The 24,755-nt window shown below is 59.2% G+C and carries 23 protein-coding genes and 1 riboswitch; of the genes, 12 read left to right on the top strand and 11 right to left on the bottom strand.

All coding sequences use genetic code 11. From position 1 onward, the window contains the following. Nucleotides 1–49: 49 nt before the first annotated feature. The 4 genes from rpoC to ENTCL_RS20865 all read left to right on the top strand — a co-directional run bounded on the left by rpoC (nt 50) and on the right by ENTCL_RS20865 (nt 8,002). Nucleotides 50–4,273 (top strand): DNA-directed RNA polymerase subunit beta', encoded by a 4,224-nt coding sequence (rpoC, locus tag ENTCL_RS20880; protein WP_013368124.1) that lies wholly within the window; start codon nt 50–52, stop codon nt 4,271–4,273. 193 nt (nt 4,274–4,466) lie between these two features. After that, nucleotides 4,467–5,429 (top strand): sugar ABC transporter substrate-binding protein, encoded by a 963-nt coding sequence (locus ENTCL_RS20875; protein WP_013368123.1) that lies wholly within the window; start codon nt 4,467–4,469, stop codon nt 5,427–5,429. 76 nt (nt 5,430–5,505) lie between these two features. After that, entirely contained in the window at nt 5,506–7,035 is a 1,530-nt protein-coding gene (locus ENTCL_RS20870; RefSeq protein ID WP_013368122.1) for a sugar ABC transporter ATP-binding protein, read from the top strand. Then, nucleotides 7,028–8,002: an ABC transporter permease gene (locus tag ENTCL_RS20865; protein WP_013368121.1), complete on the top strand. Its 975-nt coding sequence runs from the start codon at nt 7,028–7,030 to the stop codon at nt 8,000–8,002. The genes ENTCL_RS20870 and ENTCL_RS20865 overlap by 8 nt, the downstream gene beginning before the upstream one ends. Nucleotides 8,003–8,565: 563 nt before the next feature. Here ENTCL_RS20865 and ENTCL_RS20860 read toward each other — a convergent pair. The 9 genes from ENTCL_RS20860 to ENTCL_RS20820 form a co-directional block, all read right to left on the bottom strand. Next, nucleotides 8,566–8,883: a PTS lactose/cellobiose transporter subunit IIA gene (locus ENTCL_RS20860; protein ID WP_013368120.1), complete on the bottom strand. Its 318-nt coding sequence runs from the start codon at nt 8,881–8,883 to the stop codon at nt 8,566–8,568. A gap of 3 nt (nt 8,884–8,886) precedes the next feature. Next, the gene (locus tag ENTCL_RS20855; protein WP_013368119.1) at nt 8,887–9,192 is read right to left on the bottom strand and encodes a PTS sugar transporter subunit IIB; all 306 of its coding nucleotides are present in this window, start codon (nt 9,190–9,192) and stop codon (nt 8,887–8,889) included. Between the two features lie 307 nt (nt 9,193–9,499). Further along, nucleotides 9,500–10,630 (bottom strand): 2-iminoacetate synthase ThiH, encoded by a 1,131-nt coding sequence (gene thiH / locus ENTCL_RS20850; RefSeq protein ID WP_013368118.1) that lies wholly within the window; start codon nt 10,628–10,630, stop codon nt 9,500–9,502. Then, nucleotides 10,630–11,397, bottom strand: a complete 768-nt coding sequence (gene thiG / locus ENTCL_RS20845; RefSeq protein ID WP_013368117.1) for a thiazole synthase — start codon at nt 11,395–11,397, stop codon at nt 10,630–10,632. The genes thiH and thiG overlap by 1 nt, the downstream gene beginning before the upstream one ends. Before the next feature lies 1 nt (nt 11,398). Beyond that, nucleotides 11,399–11,599 (bottom strand): sulfur carrier protein ThiS, encoded by a 201-nt coding sequence (gene thiS, locus ENTCL_RS20840; RefSeq protein ID WP_013368116.1) that lies wholly within the window; start codon nt 11,597–11,599, stop codon nt 11,399–11,401. After that, nucleotides 11,583–12,338, bottom strand: a complete 756-nt coding sequence (locus ENTCL_RS20835; protein WP_013368115.1) for a HesA/MoeB/ThiF family protein — start codon at nt 12,336–12,338, stop codon at nt 11,583–11,585. The genes thiS and ENTCL_RS20835 overlap by 17 nt, the downstream gene beginning before the upstream one ends. After that, on the bottom strand, nt 12,331–12,966 hold the full coding sequence (thiE, locus tag ENTCL_RS20830; protein ID WP_013368114.1) for a thiamine phosphate synthase: 636 nt from the start codon (nt 12,964–12,966) through the stop codon (nt 12,331–12,333). Before thiE ends, ENTCL_RS20835 begins: the two co-directional genes overlap by 8 nt. Beyond that, nucleotides 12,966–14,861 carry a phosphomethylpyrimidine synthase ThiC gene (gene thiC, locus ENTCL_RS20825; RefSeq protein WP_013368113.1) on the bottom strand — a complete coding sequence of 632 codons (1,896 nt, stop codon included), beginning with the start codon at nt 14,859–14,861 and terminating at the stop codon, nt 12,966–12,968. The genes thiE and thiC overlap by 1 nt, the downstream gene beginning before the upstream one ends. Before the next feature lie 80 nt (nt 14,862–14,941). Then, nucleotides 14,942–15,042, bottom strand: a riboswitch (TPP riboswitch). A 55-nt stretch (nt 15,043–15,097) separates the two neighbouring features. Beyond that, complete coding sequence (locus tag ENTCL_RS20820) at nt 15,098–15,601, bottom strand: Rsd/AlgQ family anti-sigma factor (RefSeq protein WP_013368112.1); 504 nt, start codon at nt 15,599–15,601, stop codon at nt 15,098–15,100. A 96-nt stretch (nt 15,602–15,697) separates the two neighbouring features. On the opposite strand from ENTCL_RS20820, the gene nudC reads away from it, so the two are divergent. The 6 genes from nudC (at nt 15,698) to ENTCL_RS20790 (ending at nt 20,053) form a co-directional block, all read left to right on the top strand. Beyond that, nucleotides 15,698–16,471, top strand: a complete 774-nt coding sequence (gene nudC / locus ENTCL_RS20815; RefSeq protein ID WP_013368111.1) for an NAD(+) diphosphatase — start codon at nt 15,698–15,700, stop codon at nt 16,469–16,471. A 39-nt stretch (nt 16,472–16,510) separates the two neighbouring features. Next, complete coding sequence (hemE, locus tag ENTCL_RS20810) at nt 16,511–17,575, top strand: uroporphyrinogen decarboxylase (protein WP_013368110.1); 1,065 nt, start codon at nt 16,511–16,513, stop codon at nt 17,573–17,575. A 9-nt stretch (nt 17,576–17,584) separates the two neighbouring features. Further along, the gene (gene nfi / locus ENTCL_RS20805; protein WP_013368109.1) at nt 17,585–18,256 is read left to right on the top strand and encodes a deoxyribonuclease V; all 672 of its coding nucleotides are present in this window, start codon (nt 17,585–17,587) and stop codon (nt 18,254–18,256) included. 42 nt (nt 18,257–18,298) lie between these two features. Next, nucleotides 18,299–18,889 (top strand): YjaG family protein, encoded by a 591-nt coding sequence (locus ENTCL_RS20800; protein WP_013368108.1) that lies wholly within the window; start codon nt 18,299–18,301, stop codon nt 18,887–18,889. 186 nt (nt 18,890–19,075) lie between these two features. Beyond that, nucleotides 19,076–19,348 carry a nucleoid-associated protein HU-alpha gene (gene hupA / locus ENTCL_RS20795; protein ID WP_002884342.1) on the top strand — a complete coding sequence of 91 codons (273 nt, stop codon included), beginning with the start codon at nt 19,076–19,078 and terminating at the stop codon, nt 19,346–19,348. Between the two features lie 6 nt (nt 19,349–19,354). Beyond that, nucleotides 19,355–20,053: a DUF1481 domain-containing protein gene (locus ENTCL_RS20790; protein ID WP_013368107.1), complete on the top strand. Its 699-nt coding sequence runs from the start codon at nt 19,355–19,357 to the stop codon at nt 20,051–20,053. A gap of 12 nt (nt 20,054–20,065) precedes the next feature. Here ENTCL_RS20790 and zraP read toward each other — a convergent pair whose 3' ends face one another. Next, nucleotides 20,066–20,491: a zinc resistance sensor/chaperone ZraP gene (gene zraP, locus ENTCL_RS20785; RefSeq protein WP_013368106.1), complete on the bottom strand. Its 426-nt coding sequence runs from the start codon at nt 20,489–20,491 to the stop codon at nt 20,066–20,068. A 251-nt stretch (nt 20,492–20,742) separates the two neighbouring features. Between zraP and zraS the strand changes: the two genes are divergently transcribed. Together zraS and zraR are read left to right on the top strand one after the other, a co-directional pair. Next, entirely contained in the window at nt 20,743–22,137 is a 1,395-nt protein-coding gene (gene zraS, locus ENTCL_RS20780) for a two-component system sensor histidine kinase ZraS (RefSeq protein WP_157865566.1), read from the top strand. 8 nt (nt 22,138–22,145) lie between these two features. Then, entirely contained in the window at nt 22,146–23,468 is a 1,323-nt protein-coding gene (gene zraR, locus ENTCL_RS20775) for a sigma-54-dependent response regulator transcription factor ZraR (protein WP_013368104.1), read from the top strand. On the opposite strand, the gene purD is transcribed toward zraR, so the two are convergent. Beyond that, nucleotides 23,465–24,754 carry a phosphoribosylamine--glycine ligase gene (gene purD / locus ENTCL_RS20770; protein WP_013368103.1) on the bottom strand — a complete coding sequence of 430 codons (1,290 nt, stop codon included), beginning with the start codon at nt 24,752–24,754 and terminating at the stop codon, nt 23,465–23,467. The genes zraR and purD overlap by 4 nt on opposite strands. Nucleotide 24,755 lies beyond the last annotated feature (1 nt).

Genomic DNA, 24,755 nt, shown 5'->3' with positions numbered 1-24,755 from the left:
GGGTTAACGCCCGGCAGCGGAATGTGCTAACTCCGACGGGAGCAAATCCGTGAAAGACTTATTAAAGTTTCTGAAAGCGCAAACTAAAACCGAAGAGTTTGATGCGATCAAAATTGCTCTGGCGTCGCCAGACATGATCCGTTCATGGTCTTTCGGTGAAGTTAAAAAGCCGGAAACCATTAACTACCGTACGTTCAAGCCTGAGCGTGACGGCCTTTTCTGCGCCCGTATCTTTGGGCCGGTAAAAGACTACGAGTGCCTGTGCGGTAAGTACAAGCGCCTGAAACACCGTGGTGTTATCTGTGAGAAGTGCGGCGTTGAAGTGACCCAGACTAAAGTGCGTCGTGAGCGCATGGGCCACATCGAGCTGGCGTCTCCGACTGCCCACATCTGGTTCCTGAAATCGCTGCCGTCCCGTATCGGTCTGCTGCTCGATATGCCGCTGCGCGATATCGAACGCGTACTGTACTTCGAATCCTATGTGGTTATCGAAGGCGGTATGACCAACCTGGAACGCAACCAGATCCTGACCGAAGAGCAGTATCTGGACGCGCTGGAAGAGTTCGGTGACGAATTCGACGCGAAGATGGGCGCCGAAGCTATTCAGGCCCTGCTGAAGAGCATGGACCTGGAGCAGGAATGCGAACAGCTGCGTGAAGAGCTGAACGAAACCAACTCCGAAACCAAGCGTAAAAAGCTGACCAAGCGCATCAAGCTGCTGGAAGCGTTCGTACAGTCCGGCAACAAGCCGGAGTGGATGATCCTGACCGTTCTGCCGGTTCTGCCGCCAGATCTGCGTCCGCTGGTTCCGCTGGATGGCGGTCGTTTCGCAACGTCCGATCTGAACGATCTGTATCGTCGCGTGATCAACCGTAACAACCGTCTGAAGCGTCTGCTGGATCTGGCCGCGCCGGACATCATCGTACGCAACGAAAAACGTATGCTGCAGGAAGCGGTCGACGCCCTGCTGGATAACGGTCGTCGCGGTCGTGCGATCACCGGTTCTAACAAGCGTCCGCTGAAATCTTTGGCCGATATGATCAAAGGTAAGCAGGGTCGTTTCCGTCAGAACCTGCTCGGTAAGCGCGTTGACTACTCCGGTCGTTCTGTTATCACCGTAGGTCCATACCTGCGTCTGCATCAGTGCGGTCTGCCGAAGAAAATGGCACTGGAGCTGTTCAAACCGTTCATCTACGGCAAGCTGGAACTGCGTGGCCTCGCCACCACCATCAAAGCCGCGAAGAAAATGGTTGAGCGTGAAGAAGCTGTCGTTTGGGATATCCTGGACGAAGTGATCCGCGAACACCCGGTACTGCTGAACCGTGCACCAACACTGCACCGTCTGGGTATTCAGGCATTTGAACCAGTACTGATCGAAGGTAAAGCTATCCAGCTGCACCCGCTGGTTTGTGCGGCATATAACGCCGACTTCGATGGTGACCAGATGGCTGTTCACGTACCGCTGACGCTGGAAGCCCAGCTGGAAGCGCGTGCGCTGATGATGTCTACTAACAACATCCTGTCCCCGGCGAACGGCGAACCTATCATCGTTCCGTCTCAGGACGTTGTACTGGGTCTGTACTACATGACCCGTGACTGTGTTAACGCCAAAGGCGAAGGCATGGTGCTGACTGGCCCGAAAGAAGCTGAGCGTATTTATCGCGCTGGCCTGGCCTCTCTGCATGCGCGCGTTAAAGTGCGTATCACCGAATACGAAAAAGATGAAAACGACGAATTCGTTGCGAAAACCAGCCTGAAAGACACGACCGTTGGCCGTGCCATTCTGTGGATGATCGTACCGAAAGGTCTGCCTTTCTCCATCGTCAACCAGGCGCTGGGCAAGAAAGCCATCTCCAAAATGCTGAACACCTGTTACCGCATTCTGGGGCTGAAGCCGACCGTTATCTTCGCTGACCAGACCATGTACACCGGCTTTGCTTATGCAGCGCGTTCAGGTGCATCGGTTGGTATCGATGACATGGTCATCCCGGAGAAGAAACACGAGATCATCTCTGAAGCGGAAGCTGAAGTTGCTGAGATCCAGGAGCAGTTCCAGTCTGGTCTGGTCACCGCAGGCGAACGCTACAACAAAGTTATCGATATCTGGGCTGCGGCGAACGATCGTGTATCCAAAGCGATGATGGATAACCTGCAGACCGAAACGGTTATCAACCGTGAAGGCAAAGAAGAACAGCAGGTTTCCTTCAACAGCATCTACATGATGGCCGACTCCGGTGCGCGTGGTTCTGCGGCACAGATTCGTCAGCTGGCAGGTATGCGTGGTCTGATGGCGAAGCCGGATGGCTCCATCATCGAAACGCCAATCACCGCGAACTTCCGTGAAGGTCTGAACGTACTCCAGTACTTCATTTCCACGCACGGTGCGCGTAAAGGTCTGGCGGATACCGCACTGAAAACAGCGAACTCCGGTTATCTGACGCGTCGTCTGGTTGACGTGGCGCAGGATCTGGTTGTGACCGAAGACGATTGTGGCACCCTCGAAGGTATCACCATGACCCCGGTTATCGAGGGTGGTGATGTTAAAGAGCCGCTGCGCGATCGCGTACTGGGTCGTGTGACTGCTGAAGACGTTCTGAAGCCGGGTACCGCAGACATTCTGGTTCCGCGTAACACACTGCTGCACGAGCACTGGTGTGACCTGCTGGAAGCGAACTCTGTTGACTCCGTGAAAGTGCGTTCCGTCGTATCCTGTGACACCGACTTTGGTGTTTGTGCGCACTGCTATGGTCGTGACCTGGCGCGTGGCCACATCATCAACAAAGGCGAAGCTATCGGCGTTATCGCGGCACAGTCCATCGGTGAGCCGGGTACACAGCTGACGATGCGTACGTTCCACATCGGTGGTGCGGCATCTCGTGCGGCGGCTGAATCCAGCATCCAGGTGAAAAACAAAGGTAGCATCAAGCTCAGCAACGCGAAGTCGGTTGTTAACTCCGCAGGTAAGCTGGTTGTGACCTCTCGTAACACCGAGCTGAAACTGATCGACGAATTCGGCCGTACCAAAGAAAGCTATAAAGTGCCTTACGGTGCGGTAATGGCGAAGGGTGACGGCGAGCAGGTTGCAGGCGGCGAAACCGTAGCAAACTGGGATCCGCACACCATGCCGGTTATCACCGAGGTGTCTGGTTTCATTCGCTTCACCGATATGATCGACGGCCAGACGATTACCCGTCAGACCGACGAACTGACCGGTCTGTCTTCCCTGGTGGTTCTGGACTCTGCAGAACGTACTACCGGTGGTAAAGACCTGCGTCCGGCACTGAAAATCGTTGACGCTAACGGCGACGACGTCCTGATCCCGGGCACCGACATGCCGGCTCAGTACTTCCTGCCGGGTAAAGCGATTGTTCAGCTGGAAGACGGTATTCAGATCAGCTCCGGTGACACCCTGGCGCGTATTCCTCAGGAATCCGGCGGTACCAAGGATATTACCGGTGGTCTGCCGCGCGTTGCGGACCTGTTCGAAGCACGTCGTCCGAAAGAGCCGGCAATCCTGGCGGAAATCAGCGGTATCATTTCCTTCGGTAAAGAGACCAAAGGTAAACGCCGTCTGGTGATCACGCCGGTTGATGGCAGCGATCCGTACGAAGAGATGATTCCGAAATGGCGTCAGCTCAACGTGTTTGAAGGCGAACGCGTAGAACGCGGCGACGTTGTTTCCGACGGTCCGGAAGCGCCGCACGACATTCTGCGTCTGCGTGGCGTTCACGCGGTAACCCGTTACATCGTGAACGAAGTGCAGGACGTTTACCGTCTGCAGGGCGTTAAGATCAACGATAAGCACATCGAAGTTATCGTTCGTCAGATGCTGCGTAAAGCCACTATCGTGAACGCGGGCAGCTCCGAGTTCCTCGAAGGTGAGCAGGTTGAATACTCCCGCGTTAAGATAGCTAACCGCGATCTGGAAGCGGATGGCAAGATTGGCGCAACCTTCGCGCGCGATCTGCTGGGTATCACCAAAGCGTCTCTGGCGACCGAGTCCTTCATCTCTGCGGCATCGTTCCAGGAAACGACCCGCGTTCTGACCGAAGCGGCCGTTGCGGGCAAACGCGACGAACTGCGCGGTCTGAAAGAGAACGTCATCGTGGGTCGTCTGATCCCGGCGGGTACCGGTTATGCGTACCACCAGGACAGAATCCGCCGTCGTGCCGCGGGCGAAGCGCCGGCAGCACCGCAGGTGAGCGCAGAAGAAGCCTCTGCCAGCCTGGCAGAGCTGCTGAACGCAGGCCTGGGCGGTTCTGACAACGAGTAATCGTTCACGCAAGTGTTCTACGCCGAAAAGGCCAGTCTGATGACTGGCCTTTTTTTTATTGTCTTTTTCCGTCCAGAGTCTCCGGGCTATACCGCTGAAATAATGTGCAGTGCCTCACTTCGATCTCGATTACGCTTAACTATACTGCATCCGATATTGCGTCATACCCTACCCATAAAACTGGATAATTATCATGAATATAAAAGCGTATTCTTATTTTATCAGTACTGCTGTGGCCCTGACGTTGTCGGCGGCAATGACCACGACCGCGTTTTCCGCCGATGCGCCGGCGCATAAACCTAAAATAGCGCTGGTAATGAAGTCGCTGGCGAATGAATTTTTTCTGACGATGGAAAATGGCGCCAAAGATTATCAAAAGCAGAATGCCGATAAATTCGATCTGGTTTCCAACGGAATCAAAAATGAAACAGATACCGCCAGCCAGATCCAGATTGTCGAGCAGATGATCGTCTCGAAAGCGGACGCCATCATTATTGCGCCCTCTGATTCGAAGGCGATGGTGCCGGTGGTGAAAAAGGCGATTGATGCCGGGATATTAGTGATCAATATCGACAATAAATTCGATGACGCGGTGCTGAAGGATAAAGGCCTGAACATCCCGTTTGTGGGGCCGAACAACCGCAAGGGGGCGAAAGATATCGGTGATTATCTGGCAAAACATCTGAAGTCAGGCGACGAGGTGGGCATTATTGAAGGTATCCCAACCTCCACCAACTCCCAGCAGCGTACTCTGGGCTTCCAGGATGCGATGTCGCAGGGCGGAATGAAGGTCGTTTCCGTCCAGTCCGGCCAATGGGAAATGAATAACGCAAACGCGATTGCTGCCGCAATGCTGAGTGAATATCCCAATATTAAGGCGCTGCTGGCGGATAACGACAACATGGCGCTGGGGGCGGTTTCCGCGATTCGCGCGGCGGGCAAGCGCGGCCAGGTGCAGGTCGTCGGTTATGACAACATCGACGCTATCAAACCGATGCTGCAGGATGGCCGGGTGCTGGCCACGGCGGATCAGTTCGCTTCCCAGCAGGCGGTCTTTGGTATCAATACGGCGCTGGATGCCCTGAAAGCCGGCAAAAAGCAAAGCGAGCTTTCCGGTAGCATTGAAACGCCGGTCAAACTGATCGTGAAGCAATAAGCGGCAATGTACCCCTCCGGGGCCAGGCAAACGCCCCGGATGTTTCTGGGATTCGAAAGCAGGTATTGCGCACGAAATGGCTGATTATCAAGAGATCCTGTCAATGTCCGGCGTGGGTAAAACCTACAGCGAGCCGGTGCTGACCAATATTAATCTGACGTTGTATTCCGGGAAAGTGCTGGCGCTCACCGGAGAAAATGGCGCAGGGAAAAGTACGCTATCGAAAATTATCGGCGGCCTGATTGCGCCGACGACGGGCAGCATGACCTATCTCGGGCAGCCTTACGCCCCCGCCAGCCGCAAGGAGGCGGAAAAACTCGGCATTCGCATGGTGATGCAGGAGCTGAACCTGCTGCCTACGCTGACCATTGCCGAGAATCTCTTTCTCGATCGGCTGCCGAATCGGGGCGGCTGGATCAACCGTAAACGCCTGCGCGAGATGGCCATCCCGGTGATGGCGACGGTCGGCCTGCAGGCGCTGGATCCCGACATGCTGGTGGGAGAGCTCGGTATCGGTCATCAGCAGATGATTGAAATCGCCCGTAATCTGATCGGCGACAGCCGTATTCTTATTCTGGATGAGCCGACCGCTATGCTGACCAGTCGCGAAGTTGAGCTGCTGTTCGCACAAATTCAGCAGTTCAAACAGCGGGGCGTGTCGCTGATCTATATCTCCCATCGCCTCGACGAGCTGGCGCAGGTCGCTGACGAGATTATGGTGCTGCGAGACGGCAACATGGTCTGTACCGATGACATCAGGCGCTACAGCAGCGAACAGCTGGTCTCGCTGATGGTCGGACGCGATCTCGACAGCCGCTTTGACGTCAGCGCCCGCCGCCAGGGAAACCCGATACTGAAGGTTGAGCACTTTACCCGCGGCGACGTTTTGCAGGATATCTCGTTAACGCTGCATCGCGGCGAGGTGCTGGGTATCAGCGGGCTGGTCGGCGCTGGCCGCACCGAGCTGATGCGGGCCATTTTCGCGGCCGACCGTATCGATAGCGGCCAGCTGTGGGTGGGGGACCCGCTAAAGGCCGTGACGCTTCGCTCGCCCGCAGAGGCGATAGCGCATCGCATTGCGCTGGTGACTGAAGACCGTAAAGGCGAGGGGCTGCTGCTGCCGCTGTCCGTGGCGGCGAATACGTCGCTGGGCAACAGTGACAAGATAAGCCGTCTGTCGTGGCTCGACGCGGGCCGGGAGCAGAGGCTGGCGCAGAAATATATCAGTCGCCTGGGGATTCGTACATCGGGCGCGCAGCTGGCGGTCGATAGCCTGTCTGGCGGCAACCAGCAGAAGGTATTGATTAGCCGCTGGCTGGAGCGGAGCTGCGATGTGATTCTCTTCGATGAGCCGACGCGCGGTATTGACGTTGGCGCAAAGCGGGATATCTATCTGCTCCTGAATGAATTAACGCAAAGCGGGAAAGGGGTGATCGTTGTCTCCAGCGATCTACGTGAACTGATGCTGATTTGCGATCGCATTGCGGTACTTTCCGCCGGCAAGCTGGTGGAGACTTTTACACGCGACGGCTGGACGCAGGATGCCATTCTGGCCGCAGCGTTTTCCGGCTATCAGCACGCCACGGGGAGTTTACACAATGAGTAATACGTCACTGCCGGTCAGCGCACGTCCCGCGACATGGCGCGGATTAAGCAGCTATCTGGGATTGCTCGGCGCGCTGCTGGCGATGGTTGTTCTGTTTTCATTTCTCAGCGATCACTTCCTCAGCCTGAATACCTTCAGCACGATAGCCAACCAAATTCCCGATTTGATGGTGATGTCGGTTGGTATGACCTTTGTGCTGATTATTGCCGGCATCGACCTGTCGGTGGGCTCCGTGCTGGCGCTGTCGGCTGCCGTGGTGAGCGTGACCTATCTGAACCTGCACTGGTCTCCCTGGCTTGCGGCTATCGCGGGCATTGTGGTGGCGACGGCAATAGGTTCATTAACCGGCCTGATCGCCGTTATCTGGCGTATTCCAACCTTTATTGTCTCGCTGGGGATGTTAGAGATAGCCCGGGGAAGCGCCTACCAGTTGACCGATTCGCGGACTGCCTATATCGGTTCCAGCTTCGATTTTCTTGCGGACCCGATAGCGTTTGGCATCTCGCCGTCGTTCGTTATCGCCGTCCTGGTCATTCTGGTTGGGCATCTGGTTCTGACCCGCACTATTTTTGGCCGTCACCTGATTGGTATTGGCACCAATGAAGAGGCGGTACGGCTGTCGGGCATCAACCCTGCGCCTTATAAAGTGGTGGTCTTTGCGCTGATGGGGGCGCTGGCCGGGCTGGCATCGCTTTTTCAGGTGGCGCGTCTGGAGGCGGCCGATCCGAACGGCGGCGTGGGCATGGAGCTGCAGGTGATTGCCGCGGTCGTGATCGGCGGCACAAGCCTGATGGGCGGCCGGGGCTCGGTCATTTGTACGTTCCTTGGCGCGTTGATTATCTCCGTTCTGGCGGCGGGTCTGGCGCAAATCGGCGCCAGTGAGCCGACAAAACGCGTGATCACCGGACTGGTCATCGTTGTTGCCGTGGTGCTCGATACCTACCGCAGCCAGCGTCAGAAAACGTAGCGTAGCCAGAGGCACCTGTCGGTGTAATACCGCTCAGTTAAGCAAAGTAATGAATTTTTATTCATTACTTTGCTTTAAAAGCCCCGTATGAAAACGCAGTGGAATCGTTCCGTTCACTGAGCCTCCTCTGCTTCCTGTCAGTTTCACTGCGGTGAACGTGTAAAGGGCGTTCGCCGCCACGCCCTTTACAATCCCGGCGCCCGTTCCCTCCGGCTTCTTCTTCGCCTGCATGGGGCACGGGTGTTGAGTCCCCGCTGAAATCGGCGAACCGGAGACCGGATGACAAGGTCTGGACGCCAGGGAAGGCGGCCAGAGGCGACATGAGACAGGATGTCGAATGGAGCCGACCGCAGGCAGACGGTCGGGAGGTGAGCGTAGTGCGAAGCACCGATTTCGCCGCGGGGCCTCGGGGATTGACAAGGGGGCCGTGGTGGCCCCCTTGTCCCGTTCACAGGATGTGAAGTCTCAGCGTCTGCAGGTCATCAGGTGAACGGAACAACCTGCAGTGCTTAACTGACAATCCTTACATCACCAGATGCCCTTTAGATCCCAGCGGTCTTCGCTTAGCTGACCGCCGGGAGACGGCGGTACAGCTCAATCATGTCGCCCGCCAGATCCTGAATGACCATCGCGTTCATCAGATGATCCTGGGAGTGTACGGTGATCAGGTTCACCGGCAGCTTGCCGGTGCCTTCATCCAGCCCGATCAGCTGGGTCTGAATGGTATGCGCATGTTTCACAAAATCACGCGACTCATCCATCGCTTTTTGCGCCCCGTCAAAGTCGCCTTTACGGGCCAGCTGCAGGGCGGTTAATGCGGAGCTCCGCGCGGCGCCGGCGTTAACCAGCAGCTCCATAATGATTGATTCCAAATCTTCCACGGCTTACTCCATCAGCTTGAGGGCTTTTTCCAGAACGACATCGCCTTTCATCATGCCGTAATCCATCATATCAATGACCGCCACTTTCTTACCCAGCGGATCGGCCTGCGCCTGCAGTTTTGCCTGCTCGTATTTCACCTGCGGCCCCAGCAGGATGAGGTCTGCCGTAGCGATATTGTCTTTGAACTCAGCGACGGGGACGGCCTTAATCGAAACCTCAACGCCTTTTTTCTGTGCGGCGTCTTTCATACGTTGAACCAGCATGCTGGTGGACATACCTGCAGCACAGCATAAAACGATGTTCTTCATAGTCAGCCTCAATGTACATGTGTTTATTGATAATTATCCCGCGGCGAGCGCCGCCACAACCGCTTTGCGGCGATTGTGTGTTGGGTATCACAAAGAAATCATGCCAGAGATGAAACCGGTTACAGCGCGGGGATAAGGCGCCGCGACAGGGTGAAGGCAGGGCGAAAACGAGGAAGAAACCTTTCGCCCTGGACAGCTTCCGTTGCTGACCCTGAGAGGATAAAAAATCGGAAGATAATCAACAATCTCCCGATGTCTATATTACGACGCCGCCCGGCATCTTTGCGTCATATTGCAGACGCTTTCATTATATCTGCGAGGAGTGCCCCAGCCAGCTATCCCAGTCTTTCCATACCGGCTGTAAACCGCGTGCGGCGATGGCGCTGGCGACCTCCTGCGGGCGCCGGTTGTCATGCGGCGCGAACTGCTCCAGCTCAGGATGGTCATCGGCGTAGCCCCCGGGCTGCGTTTTGGAAAACGCGCTGACGTGGGTGATGGCCAGCGGGATGACGCTATCGCGAAACTGTGGCGACTCCCTCGTCGACAGCGAAAGCTCCACCTCCGGCGCCAGCAGACGAAACGCGCAGATGGCCTGCACCAGCTGCTTCTCGTCCATCAGCGATGCGGGCTGAATGCCGCCAGCGCACGGCCGCAGGCGCGGGAAGGAGATGGAGTAGCGGCTTTGCCAGTAGCGCTGCTGTAGCCAGAGCAGATGCTCGGCTACCATGTAGCAGTCTACCCGCCAGCTGTCGGAAAGCCCGATCAGCGCGCCGAGGCCAATCTTGTCGATACCGGCCCTGCCGAGCCGGTCCGGCGTTTCCAGCCGCCAGAAGAAGTCCTGCTTGTTGCCTTTGAGGTGGTGCCGGGCATATTCCGCTTCATGATAGGTTTCCTGATAGACCATCACGCCGTCCAGACCGAGCGTTTTCAGCTCGGCGTACTCGGCCTGGGACAGGGGCTGTACCTCCATTTGCAGCGAGGCGAACCGGCGGCGGATGGCGGGAAGATGGCGGCGGAAATAGTCCATGCCGACCTTGCTCTGATGCTCCCCGGTGACCAGCAGCAGATGCTCAAACCCGAGCGCGCGAATGGCCTGACATTCCCGGGCTATCTCCTCTGCGTCCAGCGTTTTGCGCCTGAGGCGGTTGCTCATGGAGAAGCCGCAGTAGGTGCAGTCGTTGGCGCAGAGGTTGGAGAGGTACAGCGGAACGTAGAAGTTGACGGTGTTGCCGAAGCGCTGCCGGGTCAGCCGCTGCGCGCGCTGCGCCATCGGCTCAAGGTAGCGGCTGGCGGCGGGCGACAGCAGCGCCATCATGTCGTCCCGGCTGAGTACGCGCGCATTCAGCGCCCGTTCCACGTCAGCGACGGTTTTGCTGTTGATGCGCAGGCGAATATCGTCCCAGTCCAGTTGCCGCCAGCGGTGGGTAAAAGTCTCCATCACAGCGCCTCCAGAAAGCCGGTCAGCGGGCTGGTGGCCTGGGCATGCAGGCTGCGCGCGCCCGGCACCGCTCCGCGGGCCAGTACACCGGCGTCGACGGCGAGACGAAACGCGTGCGCCATTTTCACCGGGTCATCGGCAACGGCGATAGCCGTATTCACCAGCACGGCGTCGGCGCCCATTTCCAGCGCCGCCGCCGCATGGCTGGGGACGCCGATTCCGGCGTCAACCACCACGGGAACGTTGGCCTGTTGAATGATGATTTCCAGCATCGCCCGGGTCTCCAGCCCCTGGTTGGAGCCTATCGGCGCGCCCAGCGGCATCACCGCCGCGCAGCCGACCTCCTCCAGCCGCTTGCACAGCACCGGATCCGCGCCGCAGTAGGGGAGAACCACGAATCCTTGCCTGACCAGACGCTCTGCCGCCTTCAGCGTTTCGATAGGGTCCGGCAGCAGCCAGCGCGCGTCGGGATGAATTTCCAGTTTAAGCCAGTTCGTCCCCAGTGCTTCCCGCGCAAGCCCGGCGGCGAATACCGCTTCCTCGGCCGTTTTGGCGCCGGAGGTATTGGGCAGCAGCGATACGCCCGCCTCCAGCAGCGGCGCGAGGATCGCATCGTTACGCTGACGCAAATCCACGCGCTTCATCGCCAGCGTCACCAGCTGGCTGCCCGACGCGCGGACGGCATCGACCATCAGCTGCGGCGTGGCGAATTTCCCGGTGCCGGTGAACAGATGCGACTCAAAAGTTTTATCCGCAATACGTAACATCTCAGCCTCCCGCGATAACCTGAAAAAGCAGAATGGCGTCGCCGTCCTGCAACAATTGCTCATCCCACTGCGCGCGGGGGAGAATCTGTTGATTGAGCGCCAGCGCCATACCGGGTCTTAACAGCTGCAGCTGCGTCAGCAGCGCGGAAACGCTCAGCGCGGACGAGCACTCCACGCTCTCCTCGTTAACGATGATTCTCATGCTGGCCTCCGCATACCGGACAGCCGTCGGCGCGCCTGAGCATCAGGGTGCGCCAGCTGTTGGCGCGGGCGTCAAACAGGCGCAGCGCGTCATGCTGTGTCTCCATGCCGCAGAGCAGCTTAATGGTTTCCAGCGCCTGGAGCGCACCCATGACCCCGACCACCGGACCCACGACTCCGGCGGTACGGCAGTTGCGCTCCGGTTCGGCATCGTCCGGCCACAGGCAGCGGTAGCAGCCGTGCGTCCAGGGCGGTGTCAGCACCATCATCTGGCCGCCGAAGCCGACGGCGCTGGCGGTAATCAGCGGCGTGTCCGTTTTCACGCAGGCGGCATTTATCGCCTGGCGCGTCGCCATGTTGTCCGTGCAGTCGAGCACAACGTCGGCGCGTGCGACCTCGCGGGCCAGCGCTTCCCCAACGAGGCGCTCCTGGAGCGCAATCAGCGAAATGCCGGGATTCAGACGGGACAGGCGCGCCCGGGTGGCCTGTGATTTCGGCTGATTTATGTCATCAGCGGTAAACAAAATTTGGCGCTGCAGATTGCTCAGGTGTACGTCGTCGTCGTCCGCCAGGACCAGCGTGCCGACCCCGGCGCCCGCCAGATACAGCGCGGCGGGCGATCCCAACCCGCCGAGCCCAACAATTAGCACCCGGCTGGCGAGCAGCCTTTCTTGCCCGTCGATGGCGATGTCCTCCAGCAGAAGCTGTCGGCTATAGCGCATAAAGTCGGCGTCATTCATTGCCTGCCCCCGCCATATCAAGCAGCTGCGCGGTGGCCAGCTGCCAGTCCGCCGCCTGGGTAATGGCGCTGACCACCGCGACGCTGCCGACGCCGGTCGCCAGGACCGACGGCGTGCGCTCAAGGCTGATGCCTCCGATGGCGACGGTCGGGTAATTCGCCAGCCGCGTAATGTGCCGCGTAAGCTGCTCCAGCCCCTGCGGCGCAGAGGGCATCTGCTTGGTCCGCGTCGGGAAGACGTGGCCGAGCGCGATATAGGAGGGGCGCGCCGCCAGCGCCACGTCGATCTCCATATCGTCATGGGTGGAGACGCCAAGGCGCAAACCGGCGGCGCGAATAGCGGCCAGGTCGGTGGTCTGTAAATCCTCCTGGCCAAGGTGCACGCCGTAGGCCTGATGGCTAATCGCCAGCCGCCAGTAATCATTAATGAACAGCCGGGCGTTGTAGCGACGGCCAAGCGCGATCGCCGCGACGACATCGGCTTCCACCTCGTCGTCGCGCTTATCTTTGATGCGCAGCTGAAGGGTGCGTACGCCTGCGTCCAGCAGGCGTGCAATCCATTCCACGCTGTCGACCACCGGATACAGGCCTAAACGAAACGGCACCGGCGGAAAATCGGGCTGGTACATCAGGCTTTCTCCTTACGCAGATAAATTTCCCCGCCCCTGGCGCGGAAGTTCTCCGACATATCCGCCATGCCGACTTCTATCGTCTGTGCCGCGGCGTAATCGCGCACTTCCTGGCTGATTTTCATCGAGCAGAATTTTGGTCCGCACATCGAGCAGAAGTGGGCCACTTTGCCGGATTCCTGCGGCAGGGTTTCGTCGTGATAGGCGCGGGCGGTGAACGGGTCGAGCGCCAGGTTGAACTGATCTTCCCAGCGGAATTCGAAGCGCGCTTTCGACATCGCGTTATCGCGAATCTGCGCGCCCGGATGGCCTTTCGCCAGGTCGGCGGCGTGGGCGGCAATCTTGTAGGTAATCAGCCCCTGCTTCACATCCTCTTTATTCGGCAGGCCGAGGTGCTCCTTCGGCGTGACGTAGCAGAGCATGGCGCAGCCGAACCAGCCGATCATCGCCGCGCCAATGCCGGAGGTGAAGTGGTCGTAGCCCGGCGCGATGTCGGTGGTCAACGGTCCTAAGGTGTAGAACGGCGCTTCGTGGCAGTGCTCCAGCTCTTCGGTCATATTGCGGCGGATCATCTGCATCGGCACGTGACCCGGGCCTTCAATCATCACCTGTACGTCGTACTCCCAGGCGATTTTGGTCAGTTCGCCCAGCGTGTGCAGTTCGGCAAACTGCGCTTCATCGTTGGCATCCTGAATCGAGCCCGGACGCAGACCGTCGCCCAGCGACAGCGAAACGTCATAGGCGGCGCAGATTTCGCAAATTTCGCGGAAGTGCTGGTAGAGGAAATTCTCCTGGTGATGCGAGAGACACCATTTCGCCATGATAGAACCGCCGCGCGAGACGATGCCGGTCAGCCGTCCGGCGGTCATCGGCACATAGCGCAGCAGCACGCCCGCGTGGATAGTGAAGTAGTCCACGCCCTGCTCGGCCTGCTCCAGCAGCGTATCGCGAAACGCCTCCCAGGTGAGATCTTCGGCGATCCCATTGACCTTCTCCAGCGCCTGGTAGATCGGCACGGTGCCGATCGGTACCGGGCTGTTGCGCAGGATCCACTCGCGGGTCTCGTGGATGTAGCGGCCGGTGGAGAGGTCCATCACCGTGTCTGCGCCCCAGCGCGTTGACCACACCAGCTTTTCGACCTCTTCTTCAATCGACGATGTGACCGCTGAATTGCCGATATTGGCGTTGACCTTCACCAGGAAGTTACGGCCGATGATCATCGGTTCGGATTCTGGATGGTTGATGTTGGCGGGGATGATGGCGCGCCCGGCAGCCACTTCGTCACACACGAATTCCGGGGTGATATTCTCCGGCAGACGGGCGCCGAAGCCTTCGCCAGGATGCTGGTGGCGCAGCGTTCGGCTTCGAATCCGCTCGCGGCCCATGTTTTCACGAATGGCGATAAACTCCATCTCCGGCGTGACGATCCCCTGGCGGGCATAGTGCAACTGGGTCACGCGTTTGCCCGCTTTGGCGCGCTGCGGCGTCAGCAGGCCGGTGAAGCGCAGTTCATCGAGACCGTCATCCGCCAGGCGCGCTTTGGTATACGCAGAGCTGCGGTCCGTCAGCGCTTCGCTGTCGTTGCGAGCGGCAATCCACGGCTGGCGCAGCTTTGCCAGCCCCTGCTGAACGTCGATCGCGATATCCGGATCGCCGTACGGGCCGGAGGTGTCATACACCGGGATCGCTTCGTTATCTTCAAACTGCGGATCCTCTTTGCTGCCGCCAATGAGCGTTGGGCTAAGCTGAATTTCCCGCATCGGGACGCGGATATCCGTCTGAGAGCCGGTAATGTAAATACGTTTTGAGTTCGGGAAGGCGGTGCCTTCGAGCGTATCGATAAAGCGTTGGGCCTGTGCGCGCTGTTCGCGGCGGGTCAGTTTTTGTGCAGACATAGCTCATTCCAGAAAGTAAGGACGTGGCTTGTCAGACGACGGATGAAGCAAGAGGCGAGATCGCCAGAAGGCGATACAGCAGCAGTGTTACTCTTGTTCCCTTCGCAGGTATTAGCCTGATCAGGTTCCGCGGATCCCGAATAAACGGTCTCAGCCCAACTGGGCACTCCGACAAGATAAACCCTCGCCCGTATGGCGAGGTAGTGTATGTAAACTACGCGTTAACGCTTAAAATCTCAAGCCGGACGTGCAATATGGCCCGCGTTATTGGCGCCGCCCTTAAGACGGTGATCAAAAGCCAGCACAATAAGCCGGTCTTCCAGCGTAAAGCGGGCGTCCAGCGCTTCGCCAAGGCTTGAAAGCGCCTTCTGGAACGCCATGCAGTTGTCGTCATCGATGGCGTTTTCCAGGCTGGAATCATAGATATCCATGATCTGCTGGGTATTGGCCTCCAGCAGCGGATAAATCTTGTTGGTGGCTAAAAGTGGGTTATCGCCTTCCATTTTACCCACAATGCGCTCATAAATATTGAAGTGACCGGCGGAGAGATAGTCGACCAGACTTTGGCAAAAATCGTCCAGCGCCTTTTCGTTAAGGCGCATGTATGAGCCTTTACCCGGCTTAATGCCGACCAGGTTGTAGTAGGCGACGAGCAGATGTTTACGTACCAGCAGCCAATGGTCGATGAAGTGATTATTTCCACCCACGCGTTCTGTCAGGCTTTCTAATTGGTTTAGCATGATTGACTCCGCACGTTTAAGATTGAAAACTGCTCAGACCAATATGTAAAAATAATGTAAACACGTTGCCAGTGAAGCGAAGGTAGTGCAATAGACATGGATCGAATAATTGAAAAATTAGATCGCGGCTGGTGGATCGTCAGCCACGAACAAAAATTATGGCTTCCTCGCGGTGAAATACCATACGGCGAAGCGGGAAATTTCGATCTTGCGGGGCAGTCCGCAATGCGGATCGGCGAGTGGCAGGGCGATCCTGTCTGGCTCGTGCAGCAGGCGCGCCGTCACGATATGGGCACGGTGCGTCAGGTGCTCGATCAGGACGTCGGCCTGTTCCAGCTGGCCGGTCGCGGCGTGCAGCTCGCCGAGTTCTACCGTTCCCACAAATTCTGCGGCTATTGCGGCCATACCATGCGGCCGAGCAAAACCGAGTGGGCCCTGCTGTGCAGCCACTGCCGCGAGCGCTACTACCCGCAAATCGCGCCCTGCATCATCGTCGCTATCCGCCGGGACGATTCGATTCTGCTGGCGCAGCATACCCGCCATCGCAACGGCGTCCACACGGTCCTGGCAGGCTTCGTCGAGGTCGGGGAAACCCTTGAGCAGGCCGTTGCGCGCGAAGTGATGGAAGAGAGCGGCATTCGGGTGAAGAACCTGCGCTATGTCACCTCGCAGCCGTGGCCGTTCCCGCAGTCGCTGATGACCGCCTTTATGGCGGAATACGACAGCGGCGACATCGTTATCGACCCGAAAGAGCTGCTGGAGGCGAACTGGTATCGCTTCGACGGTCTGCCGCTGCTGCCGCCGGCGGGCACCGTCGCGCGCCGCCTGATCGAAGATATGGTGGCAATGTGTCGGGCAGAGTACGAGTGATGGTACACTGACCGCCTGACGCATAAAGGAACTGCAAACATGACCGAACTGAAGAACGATCGTTATCTGCGTGCGCTGCTGCGCCAGCCTGTTGATGTCACGCCGGTGTGGATGATGCGCCAGGCGGGCCGCTATCTGCCGGAATACAAAGCGACAAGGGCGCAGGCGGGCGATTTCATGTCGCTGTGCAAAAATGCGGAACTGGCCTGCGAAGTGACGCTGCAGCCGCTGCGCCGCTATAAGCTTGATGCGGCGATCCTCTTTTCGGATATTCTGACCGTTCCTGATGCGATGGGGCTTGGCCTCTATTTTGAAGCTGGCGAAGGCCCGCGCTTCACCTCGCCGATCGCCAGCAAAGCGGATGTCGAAAAGCTGCCGGTTCCCGACCCGGAGCAGGAGCTTGGCTATGTGATGAACGCGGTGCGTACCATTCGCCGCGAGCTGAAAGGCGACGTCCCGCTGATCGGTTTTTCCGGCAGCCCGTGGACGCTGGCGACCTACATGGTGGAAGGCGGCAGCAGCAAAGCGTTCACCGTGATCAAGAAAATGATGTACGCCGACCCGCAGGCGCTGCACCTGCTGCTCGATAAGCTGGCGAAAAGCGTCACGCTGTATCTGAACGCGCAAATCCGCGCGGGCGCGCAGTCGGTGATGATTTTCGATACCTGGGGCGGTGTGCTGACCGGGCGCGACTATCAGCAGTTTTCACTCTATTACATGCACAAAATCGTCGACGGCCTGCTGCGGGAAAATGAAGGCCGCCGGGTGCCGGTGACGCTGTTTACTAAAGGCGGCGGGCAGTGGCTGGAGGCAATGGCGGAGACCGGGTGCGACGCGCTGGGCCTCGACTGGACGACGGACATCGCCGACGCGCGCCGTCGGGTGGGCGATAAGGTCGCGCTGCAGGGCAATATGGACCCGTCCATGCTGTACGCCCCGCCGGCGCGCATTGAGGAAGAGGTGTCCACGATCCTCGCCGGTTTTGGTCACGGCGAGGGCCATGTTTTCAACCTTGGGCACGGTATCCATCAGGATGTTTTGCCGGAGCATGCGGGCGCGTTTGTCGACGCGGTACACCGCCTGTCGGCGCAGTACCATCGGTAAGGACGCGATATGGATCTGGCGACGCTTCGCCTGCAGCAGCAGACCCTGGCATCCTCGGTGATCCGCGAGGATCGGCTTGATGTCGATCCGCCCCGCTGGATCGGCGGCGCGGACGTTGGGTTCGAACAGGGCGGAGAGATCACCCGCGCGGCGATGGTGGTGCTGAGCTATCCGGCGCTTGAGCTGGTGGAGTACAAAGTCGCCCGCATCGCCACCACCATGCCATATATCCCCGGTTTTCTCTCCTTTCGCGAGTATCCCGCGCTGCTGGCGGCGTGGGAGCAGCTTGCGCAAAAACCGGATCTGCTGTTCGTCGACGGTCACGGTATTTCTCACCCCCGGCGCCTGGGCGTCGCCAGCCACTTCGGGCTGCTGGTGGATGTGCCGACGATTGGCGTAGCGAAAAAGCGGCTGTGCGGCAAGTTTGAGCCTTTGTCTGCGGAGCCCGGCGCGCTGGCGCCGCTGCTGGATAAAGGCGAACCGCTGGCCTGGGTGTGGCGCAGCAAGGCGCGCTGTAATCCGCTATTTGTTTCTACCGGTCATCGTGTGAGCCAGGATAGCGCGCTGGCGTGGGTGCAGCGCTGCATGCGGGGCTACCGTCTGCCGGAGCCGACGCGCTGGGCCGACGCCGTCGCCTCGGAGCGCCCGGCGTTTCGCAGGCTGCAAGCAATTCAGCCCTGATTCAGGTACACTTCCGCTAATTACCGATTCTGAGATCTCATCATGTTACAAAACCCGATTCATCTGCGCCTGGAGAAGCTGGAAAGCTGGCAGCACGTCACCTTTATGGCCTGCCTGTGCGAGCGTATGTACCCGAACTACGCCATGTTCTGCAAGCAAACGGAGTTTGCCGACGGGCAGCTGTATCGCCGTATTCTCGATCTGGTCTGGGAAACGCTGACGGTGAAAGACGCGAAGGTCAACTTCGACAGTCAGCTGGAGAAGCTGGAAGAGGCGATCCCCGTCGCGGATGATTTCGACATGTACGGGGTCTATCCGGCGATCGACGCCTGCGTGGCGCTCAGCGAGCTGATCCACTCCCGTTTAAGCGGTGAAACCCTCGAACACGCCGTGGAGGTGAGCAAGAGCTCAATCACCACCGTCGCCATGCTGGAAATGACCCAGGCGGGTCGGGAAATGACCGATGAAGAGCTGAAAGAAAACCCGGCCGTAGAGCAGGAATGGGACATTCAGTGGGAAATATTCCGACTTCTGGCCGACTGCGAAGAACGCGATATTGAGCTGATCAAAGGGCTGCGGGCAGACCTTCGCGAGGCCGGCGAGAGCAATATCGGTATAATTTTTGAGCAATGAGACCAGAAAACGTGATTTACCGCCTGATTTGTCATGCCTGAAGGCTTCACATCTGCCCCCCGTCTGGTCTACATTTGGGGGGCGAAAAAAAGTGGCTATCGGTGCGTGTATGCAGGAGAGTGCTTTTCAGGCATTTCCGTCGCACTCGATGCTTAGCAAGCGATAAACACATTGTAAGGATAACTTATGAACAAGACTCAACTGATTGATGTAATTGCGGACAAGGCTGATCTGTCTAAAGCACAGGCAAAAGCTGCTCTGGAATCCACCCTGGCTGCTATTACTGAGTCTCTGAAAGAAGGCGATGCTGTACAACTGGTTGGTTTCGGTACCTTCAAAGTGAACCACCGCGCTGAGCGTACTGGCCGCAACCCGCAGACCGGTAAAGAAATCAAAATCGCCGCAGCTAACGTGCCGGCATTTGTTTCTGGTAAAGCACTGAAAGACGCCGTTAAGTAAGACCGCGTGGCAGCGAACAGTTTTAACGAAGGGGCGGTTTCGCCCCTTTTGTCTGGCTGGCGCCGTGCGTTAGTGCTGGCAGGCGTCGTGCTGCTCTCTGCCTGTAGCCGTCAGTCCGCGCTGCCGCCGTTTACCGCCAGCGGCTATGCCGATAATGAAGGCGCTGTGCGCATCTGGCGTAAGGACAGCGACGGCGAAACCCATCTGCTGGCCGCGTTCAGTCCGTGGCATAGCGGAAACACGTCCCTCAGCGAATATCGCTGGCAGGACGACACCCTGTCTCTCATCGAACTCAACATCTACGGCAAACCGCCGGAGCATGTGAAGGTGCGCTTCGACTCCCGGGGCGATCTCAGCTTTATGCAGCGTGAAGTCGATGGCCAAAAGCAGCAGCTTTCCAACGACCAGATCGCCCTGTACCGCTATCAGGCCCAGCAGATTCGCCAGACCAGCGATGCCCTGCGTCAGGGGCGCGTCATGCTGCATCAAGGGCGCTGGCATAAGGATGGCTCCGTCACTACCTGTGAAGGGCAGACGGTGAAGCCCGACCTCGACGGTCAGGCGATAAGCCATATTGAGCGCCGCCAGAGCCACTCCACGGTGGAGCTCAGCGTGGCATGGCTGGAAGCGCCGGAAGGTTCACAGCTGCTGCTGGTGGCGAATGAAGACTTTTGCACCTGGCAGCCGAAGGCAAAAACCTTTTAACGCGGGCGCGGTTTACCAGTGACCCATTCCGCCCATATGACCGCCGCACCCGCCGTGACCCATACCGCCGCGAGGTATGCCCGCCTGCGCCAGCGCGAGGTCGCGTTTAACGCGGCTTTCGTCCAGCGACTGGTTTAGCGACGCCATCTCTTTAGCAACCGCATTGATTTTACCGCTGTCCGGCGCGCTGGCGGTGAGCAGCGCGTTATATTCATAGCGTTTGGACGCCAGCTGCTGGCGCAGCGCGCTGGTTTGCGCGTAGTAGTCATCATGAATTTTTTGCGCCGCCGCCTGCTGCTCCGTGGTTAACGGGCTGCCGCCCTGCTGCCACATCCCGCCGTGGTTGCCCCAGCCGTCTCTGGCGAGGGCTGGGGTAGATGCAAGCGCCATCAGCGATAGCGCAACCAGCGCCAGTCCGGTCTGTTTATTCCGTTTCATGGTAATTCTCCAGTCAGTTATCTCACTGGCGGTATTGCATCTTCCGTGCCAACGGTAAAAGCAGCGGCCTGCGGGCGTATCGGCGCGGCGGCATCGGCGAAAGCGAGTAAAAATGACCCGCCGGGTCGGCGCCACGAGTCATTTTTACTCGCGCGGGCAGCGGGTTATTGTCCGGAGGCAGGTTTAGCAGGAGAGAAAAGTGGCATGATTTCTGCTCAGGAAAAGGAGTCGACATGGCAAAGGAATTTTGTATGCGCATGATACGTCTGCATAAGGACAGCGCGGCACGCTGGCTGAGCGGCGCATTGCCTGCCGTGGTGCTGCTGCTGGTGGCGCTGTTCTCGGTGATGGTGATTCGGGACTACGGGCGGGAGAGCGCGGCCGCCCGGCAGACGCTGCTGGAGAAGGGGAGCGTGCTGATACGCGCGCTGGAATCCGGCTCGCGCGTTGGTATGGGGATGCGGATGCATCACGCGCAGCAGCAGACGCTGCTGGAAGAGATGGCGGGCCAGCCCGGCGTGCTGTGGTTCGCGGTGACGGATGCCGGGGGCAATATTATCACCCACAGCGATCCGGCCCAGGTGGGGAAGACGCTGTATTCGCCGCGCGAGATGCGCGAACTCACTGTGGATGAACAGGAGCGCTGGCGGCGCGTTAGCGTTGCGGGAGATGATGCGGAACCGACGCCCGCGCTGGAGATCTACCGGCAGTTTCAGCCGCTCCACGCGTCAGGCAAACATATGATGCCGCGCTGCAACGCCGCTTTGCCGCCTGACGCCGGGTACCAGGCGATTTTTATCGCCTTTGACGCCCGCGATCTGGTTGCCGCCCAGGCGCGTGAATGGCGTAATACGCTGATTGTTCTGTTTGCGCTGGCCGCCGTGCTGCTGGCGACGATACTGACCTTTTTTTGGTACCAGCGCTACCAGCGCTCCCGCCTGCAGCTGCAGGAGGCGATGAACCGTAAAGAGAAGCTGGTGGCGCTCGGGCATCTGGCGGCCGGGGTCGCGCACGAGATCCGCAATCCGCTCTCCTCCATCAAAGGGATCGCGAAGTACTTCGCCGAACGGACGCCGGAAGGCGGCGAGCCGCACGAGCTGGCGCGGGTGATGGCCAAAGAGGCTGACAGGTTAAACCGGGTGGTGAGCGAGCTGCTGGAGCTGGTGAAACCGGCGCATCTGGCCCTGCAGTCTGTCGATCTTAATGAAGTTATCGCCCATTCGCTGCAACTGGTGAGCCAGGATGCGCAAAGCCGGGAGATTGCGCTGCGCTATACTCCCAACCCCGGCCTGTGTCGGATAGAGGCCGACCCTGACAGGCTGACGCAGGTGCTGCTGAATCTCTATCTGAACGCCATCCATGCGATCGGGCGACAGGGCACGATTGAGGTTGAAGCCCGCGAATGCGACGGGCAGCGGGTGAAAATCGCGGTTCGCGATAGTGGCAAAGGCATTGCGCCCGAGCAGCTGCAGGCGATTTTTACGCCGTACTTCACGACAAAAGCCGAGGGAACGGGGTTAGGGTTAGCGGTAGTGCAAAACATCATTGAGCAGCATGGCGGGACCATTCAGGCGACAAGCGTCGTCGGCAACGGGGCGGTATTTACCCTCTACCTGCCGGTGAAGGCAAAACAGCAGAAGGACTGACAGGGAAGATGAACGTTAACATCGACGTACTGGTGGTGGATGACGATGTCAGCCACTGCACGATTTTACAGGCGCTGCTGCGCGGCTGGGGCTATCAGGTCGCAATCGCCAACAGCGGCAAGGAGGCGCTGCGCCAGGTGCGCGAGCATGTCTTTGACGTGGTGCTGTGCGACGTGCGGATGGCGGAAATGGACGGTATTGATACGCTCAAAGAGATTAAGGCGCTGAATCCGGCGATCCCTGTGCTTATCATGACCGCCTTCTCCAGCGTTGAAACCGCGGTGGAAGCAATAAAAAGCGGCGCGCTGGATTACCTCATCAAGCCGCTGGATTTTGACCGTCTGCAGGAGACGTTAGCGCAGGCGCTCGCGCATACCCGCGAGCCGGAGGGCGAGCCGTCCCCGGTTTCGGCGGCGCAGTGCGGTATGGTCGGCCGCAGCCCGGCGATGCAGCATCTGCTCAATGATATCGCTATGGTGGCGCCCTCAGACGCGACGGTGCTGATTCACGGCGACTCCGGCACCGGTAAAGAGCTGGTGGCCCGGGCGCTGCATGCCAGCAGCGCTCGCGGCGAGAAACCGCTGGTGACGCTGAACTGCGCGGCGCTCAATGAGTCCCTGCTGGAGTCTGAGCTGTTTGGCCACGAGAAAGGGGCGTTTACCGGGGCGGACAAGCGCCGGGAAGGCCGCTTTGTCGAGGCCGACGGCGGCACCCTGTTCCTGGATGAGATCGGCGACATTTCGCCGCTGATGCAGGTCCGGCTGCTGCGGGTTATTCAGGAGCGGGAGGTGCAGCGCGTCGGCAGCAACCAGACGATTTCCGTCGACGTCAGGCTTATCGCCGCCACGCACCGTGACCTGGCGCAGGAGGTGAGCGCCGGGCGTTTCCGTCAGGATCTCTACTACCGGCTGAACGTGGTGACTATCGAGATGCCGTCGCTACGCCAGCGTCGTGAGGATATCCCGCTGCTGGCCGAACACTTCCTGCAGCGCTACGCCGGGCGCAACCGCAAAGCGGTGAAAGGGTTTACGCCGCAGGCGATGGATCTGCTGATCCATTACGACTGGCCGGGCAACATCCGCGAGCTGGAAAACGCCATCGAGCGGGCCGTCGTTCTGCTGACCGGGGAGTTCATCACTGAGCGTGAGCTGCCGCTGGCGATTGCCGCCACGCCGATCAAAGCGCTGCCGGAGCACGATATCCTGCCGCTGGTGGAGGTGGAGAAAGAGGTGATTCAGGCGGCGCTGGAGAAAACGGGCGGCAATAAAACGGAAGCCGCCCGTCAGTTGGGGATTACGCGTAAAACGCTGCTGGCAAAACTGTCGCGTTAGTTCTGCTCGCGCGCGATGGCGCGATAGCCGATATCCTTGCGGCTAAAGCTGCCGTCCCAGTGGATGTCGGTCATCAGCTGATACGCGCGCTGCTGCGCCTCGGCGACGGTATTGCCCAGCGCGGTGACGCACAGTACGCGGCCGCCGTTGGTCAGTACCCGATCGTCATCCGAGAGGCGGGTGCCGGCGTGGAAGACTTTACCGCCTTCCACCTCTTCCAGCGGCAGGCCGTGGATCTCATCGCCGTTGCGGTAGCTGCCCGGATAGCCGCCCGCGGCCATCACCACGCCCAGGGAGGCGCGGGTATCCCAGCGGGAGGTTTTATCCCCCAGTTTGCCGTCGCAGGCCGCCAGGCACAGCTCAACCAGGTCGGACTGCAGGCGCAGCATGATCGGCTGGGTTTCCGGGTCGCCGAAGCGGCAGTTGAATTCGATAACCTTTGGGTTGCCCTGCTTGTCGATCATCAGACCGGCATACAGGAAACCGGTATAGGTGTTTCCTTCCGCCGCCATCCCGCGCACCGTGGGCCAAATGATCCGTTCCATCGTGCGCTGGTGAACGTCGTCCGTGACCACCGGGGCTGGGGAGTAGGCGCCCATACCGCCGGTGTTCGGGCCGGTATCGCCGTCGCCGACGCGTTTATGATCCTGGCTGGTGGCCATCGGCAGCACGTGCTCACCGTCCACCATCACGATAAAGCTGGCCTCTTCGCCGTCGAGGAATTCTTCAATCACGATGCGGTGCCCCGCGTCGCCAAAGGCGTTACCGGCCAGCATGTCCTGGACCGCGGCTTCCGCTTCTTCAAGCGTCATCGCCACAATAACGCCTTTACCGGCGGCAAGACCGTCCGCCTTGATAACGATCGGCGCGCCTTTCTCACGCAGATACGCCAGCGCAGGCTCGACGTCGGTGAAGTTCTGGTATTCCGCCGTCGGGATACGGTGGCGAGCGAGGAAGTCCTTGGTGAACGCTTTGGAGCCTTCGAGCTGCGCGGCGCCTTCCGTTGGGCCGAAAATTTTCAGGCCCGCGGCGCGGAATGCATCAACCACGCCGATGACCAGCGGCGCTTCCGGGCCGACGATGGTCAGGTCAATTTTTTCATTCTGCGCGAAGTTCAGCAGTTCAGGGATATCCGTCACGCCAATGGCGACGTTCTGCAGCGCAGGCTCCAGCGCGGTGCCGGCATTACCCGGCGCCACGAAAACGGTGCTGACCAGCGGCGACTGGGCGGCTTTCCAGGCCAGCGCGTGTTCGCGCCCGCCGTTGCCAATGATTAATACTTTCATT

The organism is [Enterobacter] lignolyticus SCF1 (assembly GCF_000164865.1).
Classification (GTDB): domain Bacteria; phylum Pseudomonadota; class Gammaproteobacteria; order Enterobacterales; family Enterobacteriaceae; genus Enterobacter_B; species Enterobacter_B lignolyticus.
Note: the sequence above shows the minus strand (reverse complement) of the source record. Positions and strands in the feature narration are given on the sequence as shown.

Coding starts and splice junctions, on each gene's coding strand:
- ENTCL_RS20875 (WP_013368123.1), top strand. CDS start 4,467: ATGAATATAAAAGCGTATTCTTATTTTATCAGTACTGCTGTGGCCCTG.
- ENTCL_RS20870 (WP_013368122.1), top strand. CDS start 5,506: ATGGCTGATTATCAAGAGATCCTGTCAATGTCCGGCGTGGGTAAAACC.
- ENTCL_RS20865 (WP_013368121.1), top strand. CDS start 7,028: ATGAGTAATACGTCACTGCCGGTCAGCGCACGTCCCGCGACATGGCGC.
- ENTCL_RS20855 (WP_013368119.1), bottom strand. CDS start 9,192: ATGAAGAACATCGTTTTATGCTGTGCTGCAGGTATGTCCACCAGCATG.
- thiH (WP_013368118.1), bottom strand. CDS start 10,630: ATGGAGACTTTTACCCACCGCTGGCGGCAACTGGACTGGGACGATATT.
- thiG (WP_013368117.1), bottom strand. CDS start 11,397: ATGTTACGTATTGCGGATAAAACTTTTGAGTCGCATCTGTTCACCGGC.
- thiS (WP_013368116.1), bottom strand. CDS start 11,599: ATGAGAATCATCGTTAACGAGGAGAGCGTGGAGTGCTCGTCCGCGCTG.
- ENTCL_RS20835 (WP_013368115.1), bottom strand. CDS start 12,338: ATGAATGACGCCGACTTTATGCGCTATAGCCGACAGCTTCTGCTGGAG.
- thiE (WP_013368114.1), bottom strand. CDS start 12,966: ATGTACCAGCCCGATTTTCCGCCGGTGCCGTTTCGTTTAGGCCTGTAT.
- thiC (WP_013368113.1), bottom strand. CDS start 14,861: ATGTCTGCACAAAAACTGACCCGCCGCGAACAGCGCGCACAGGCCCAA.
- ENTCL_RS20820 (WP_013368112.1), bottom strand. CDS start 15,601: ATGCTAAACCAATTAGAAAGCCTGACAGAACGCGTGGGTGGAAATAAT.
- nudC (WP_013368111.1), top strand. CDS start 15,698: ATGGATCGAATAATTGAAAAATTAGATCGCGGCTGGTGGATCGTCAGC.
- hemE (WP_013368110.1), top strand. CDS start 16,511: ATGACCGAACTGAAGAACGATCGTTATCTGCGTGCGCTGCTGCGCCAG.
- nfi (WP_013368109.1), top strand. CDS start 17,585: ATGGATCTGGCGACGCTTCGCCTGCAGCAGCAGACCCTGGCATCCTCG.
- ENTCL_RS20800 (WP_013368108.1), top strand. CDS start 18,299: ATGTTACAAAACCCGATTCATCTGCGCCTGGAGAAGCTGGAAAGCTGG.
- hupA (WP_002884342.1), top strand. CDS start 19,076: ATGAACAAGACTCAACTGATTGATGTAATTGCGGACAAGGCTGATCTG.
- zraP (WP_013368106.1), bottom strand. CDS start 20,491: ATGAAACGGAATAAACAGACCGGACTGGCGCTGGTTGCGCTATCGCTG.
- zraS (WP_157865566.1), top strand. CDS start 20,743: ATGCGCATGATACGTCTGCATAAGGACAGCGCGGCACGCTGGCTGAGC.
- zraR (WP_013368104.1), top strand. CDS start 22,146: ATGAACGTTAACATCGACGTACTGGTGGTGGATGACGATGTCAGCCAC.
- purD (WP_013368103.1), bottom strand. CDS start 24,754: ATGAAAGTATTAATCATTGGCAACGGCGGGCGCGAACACGCGCTGGCC.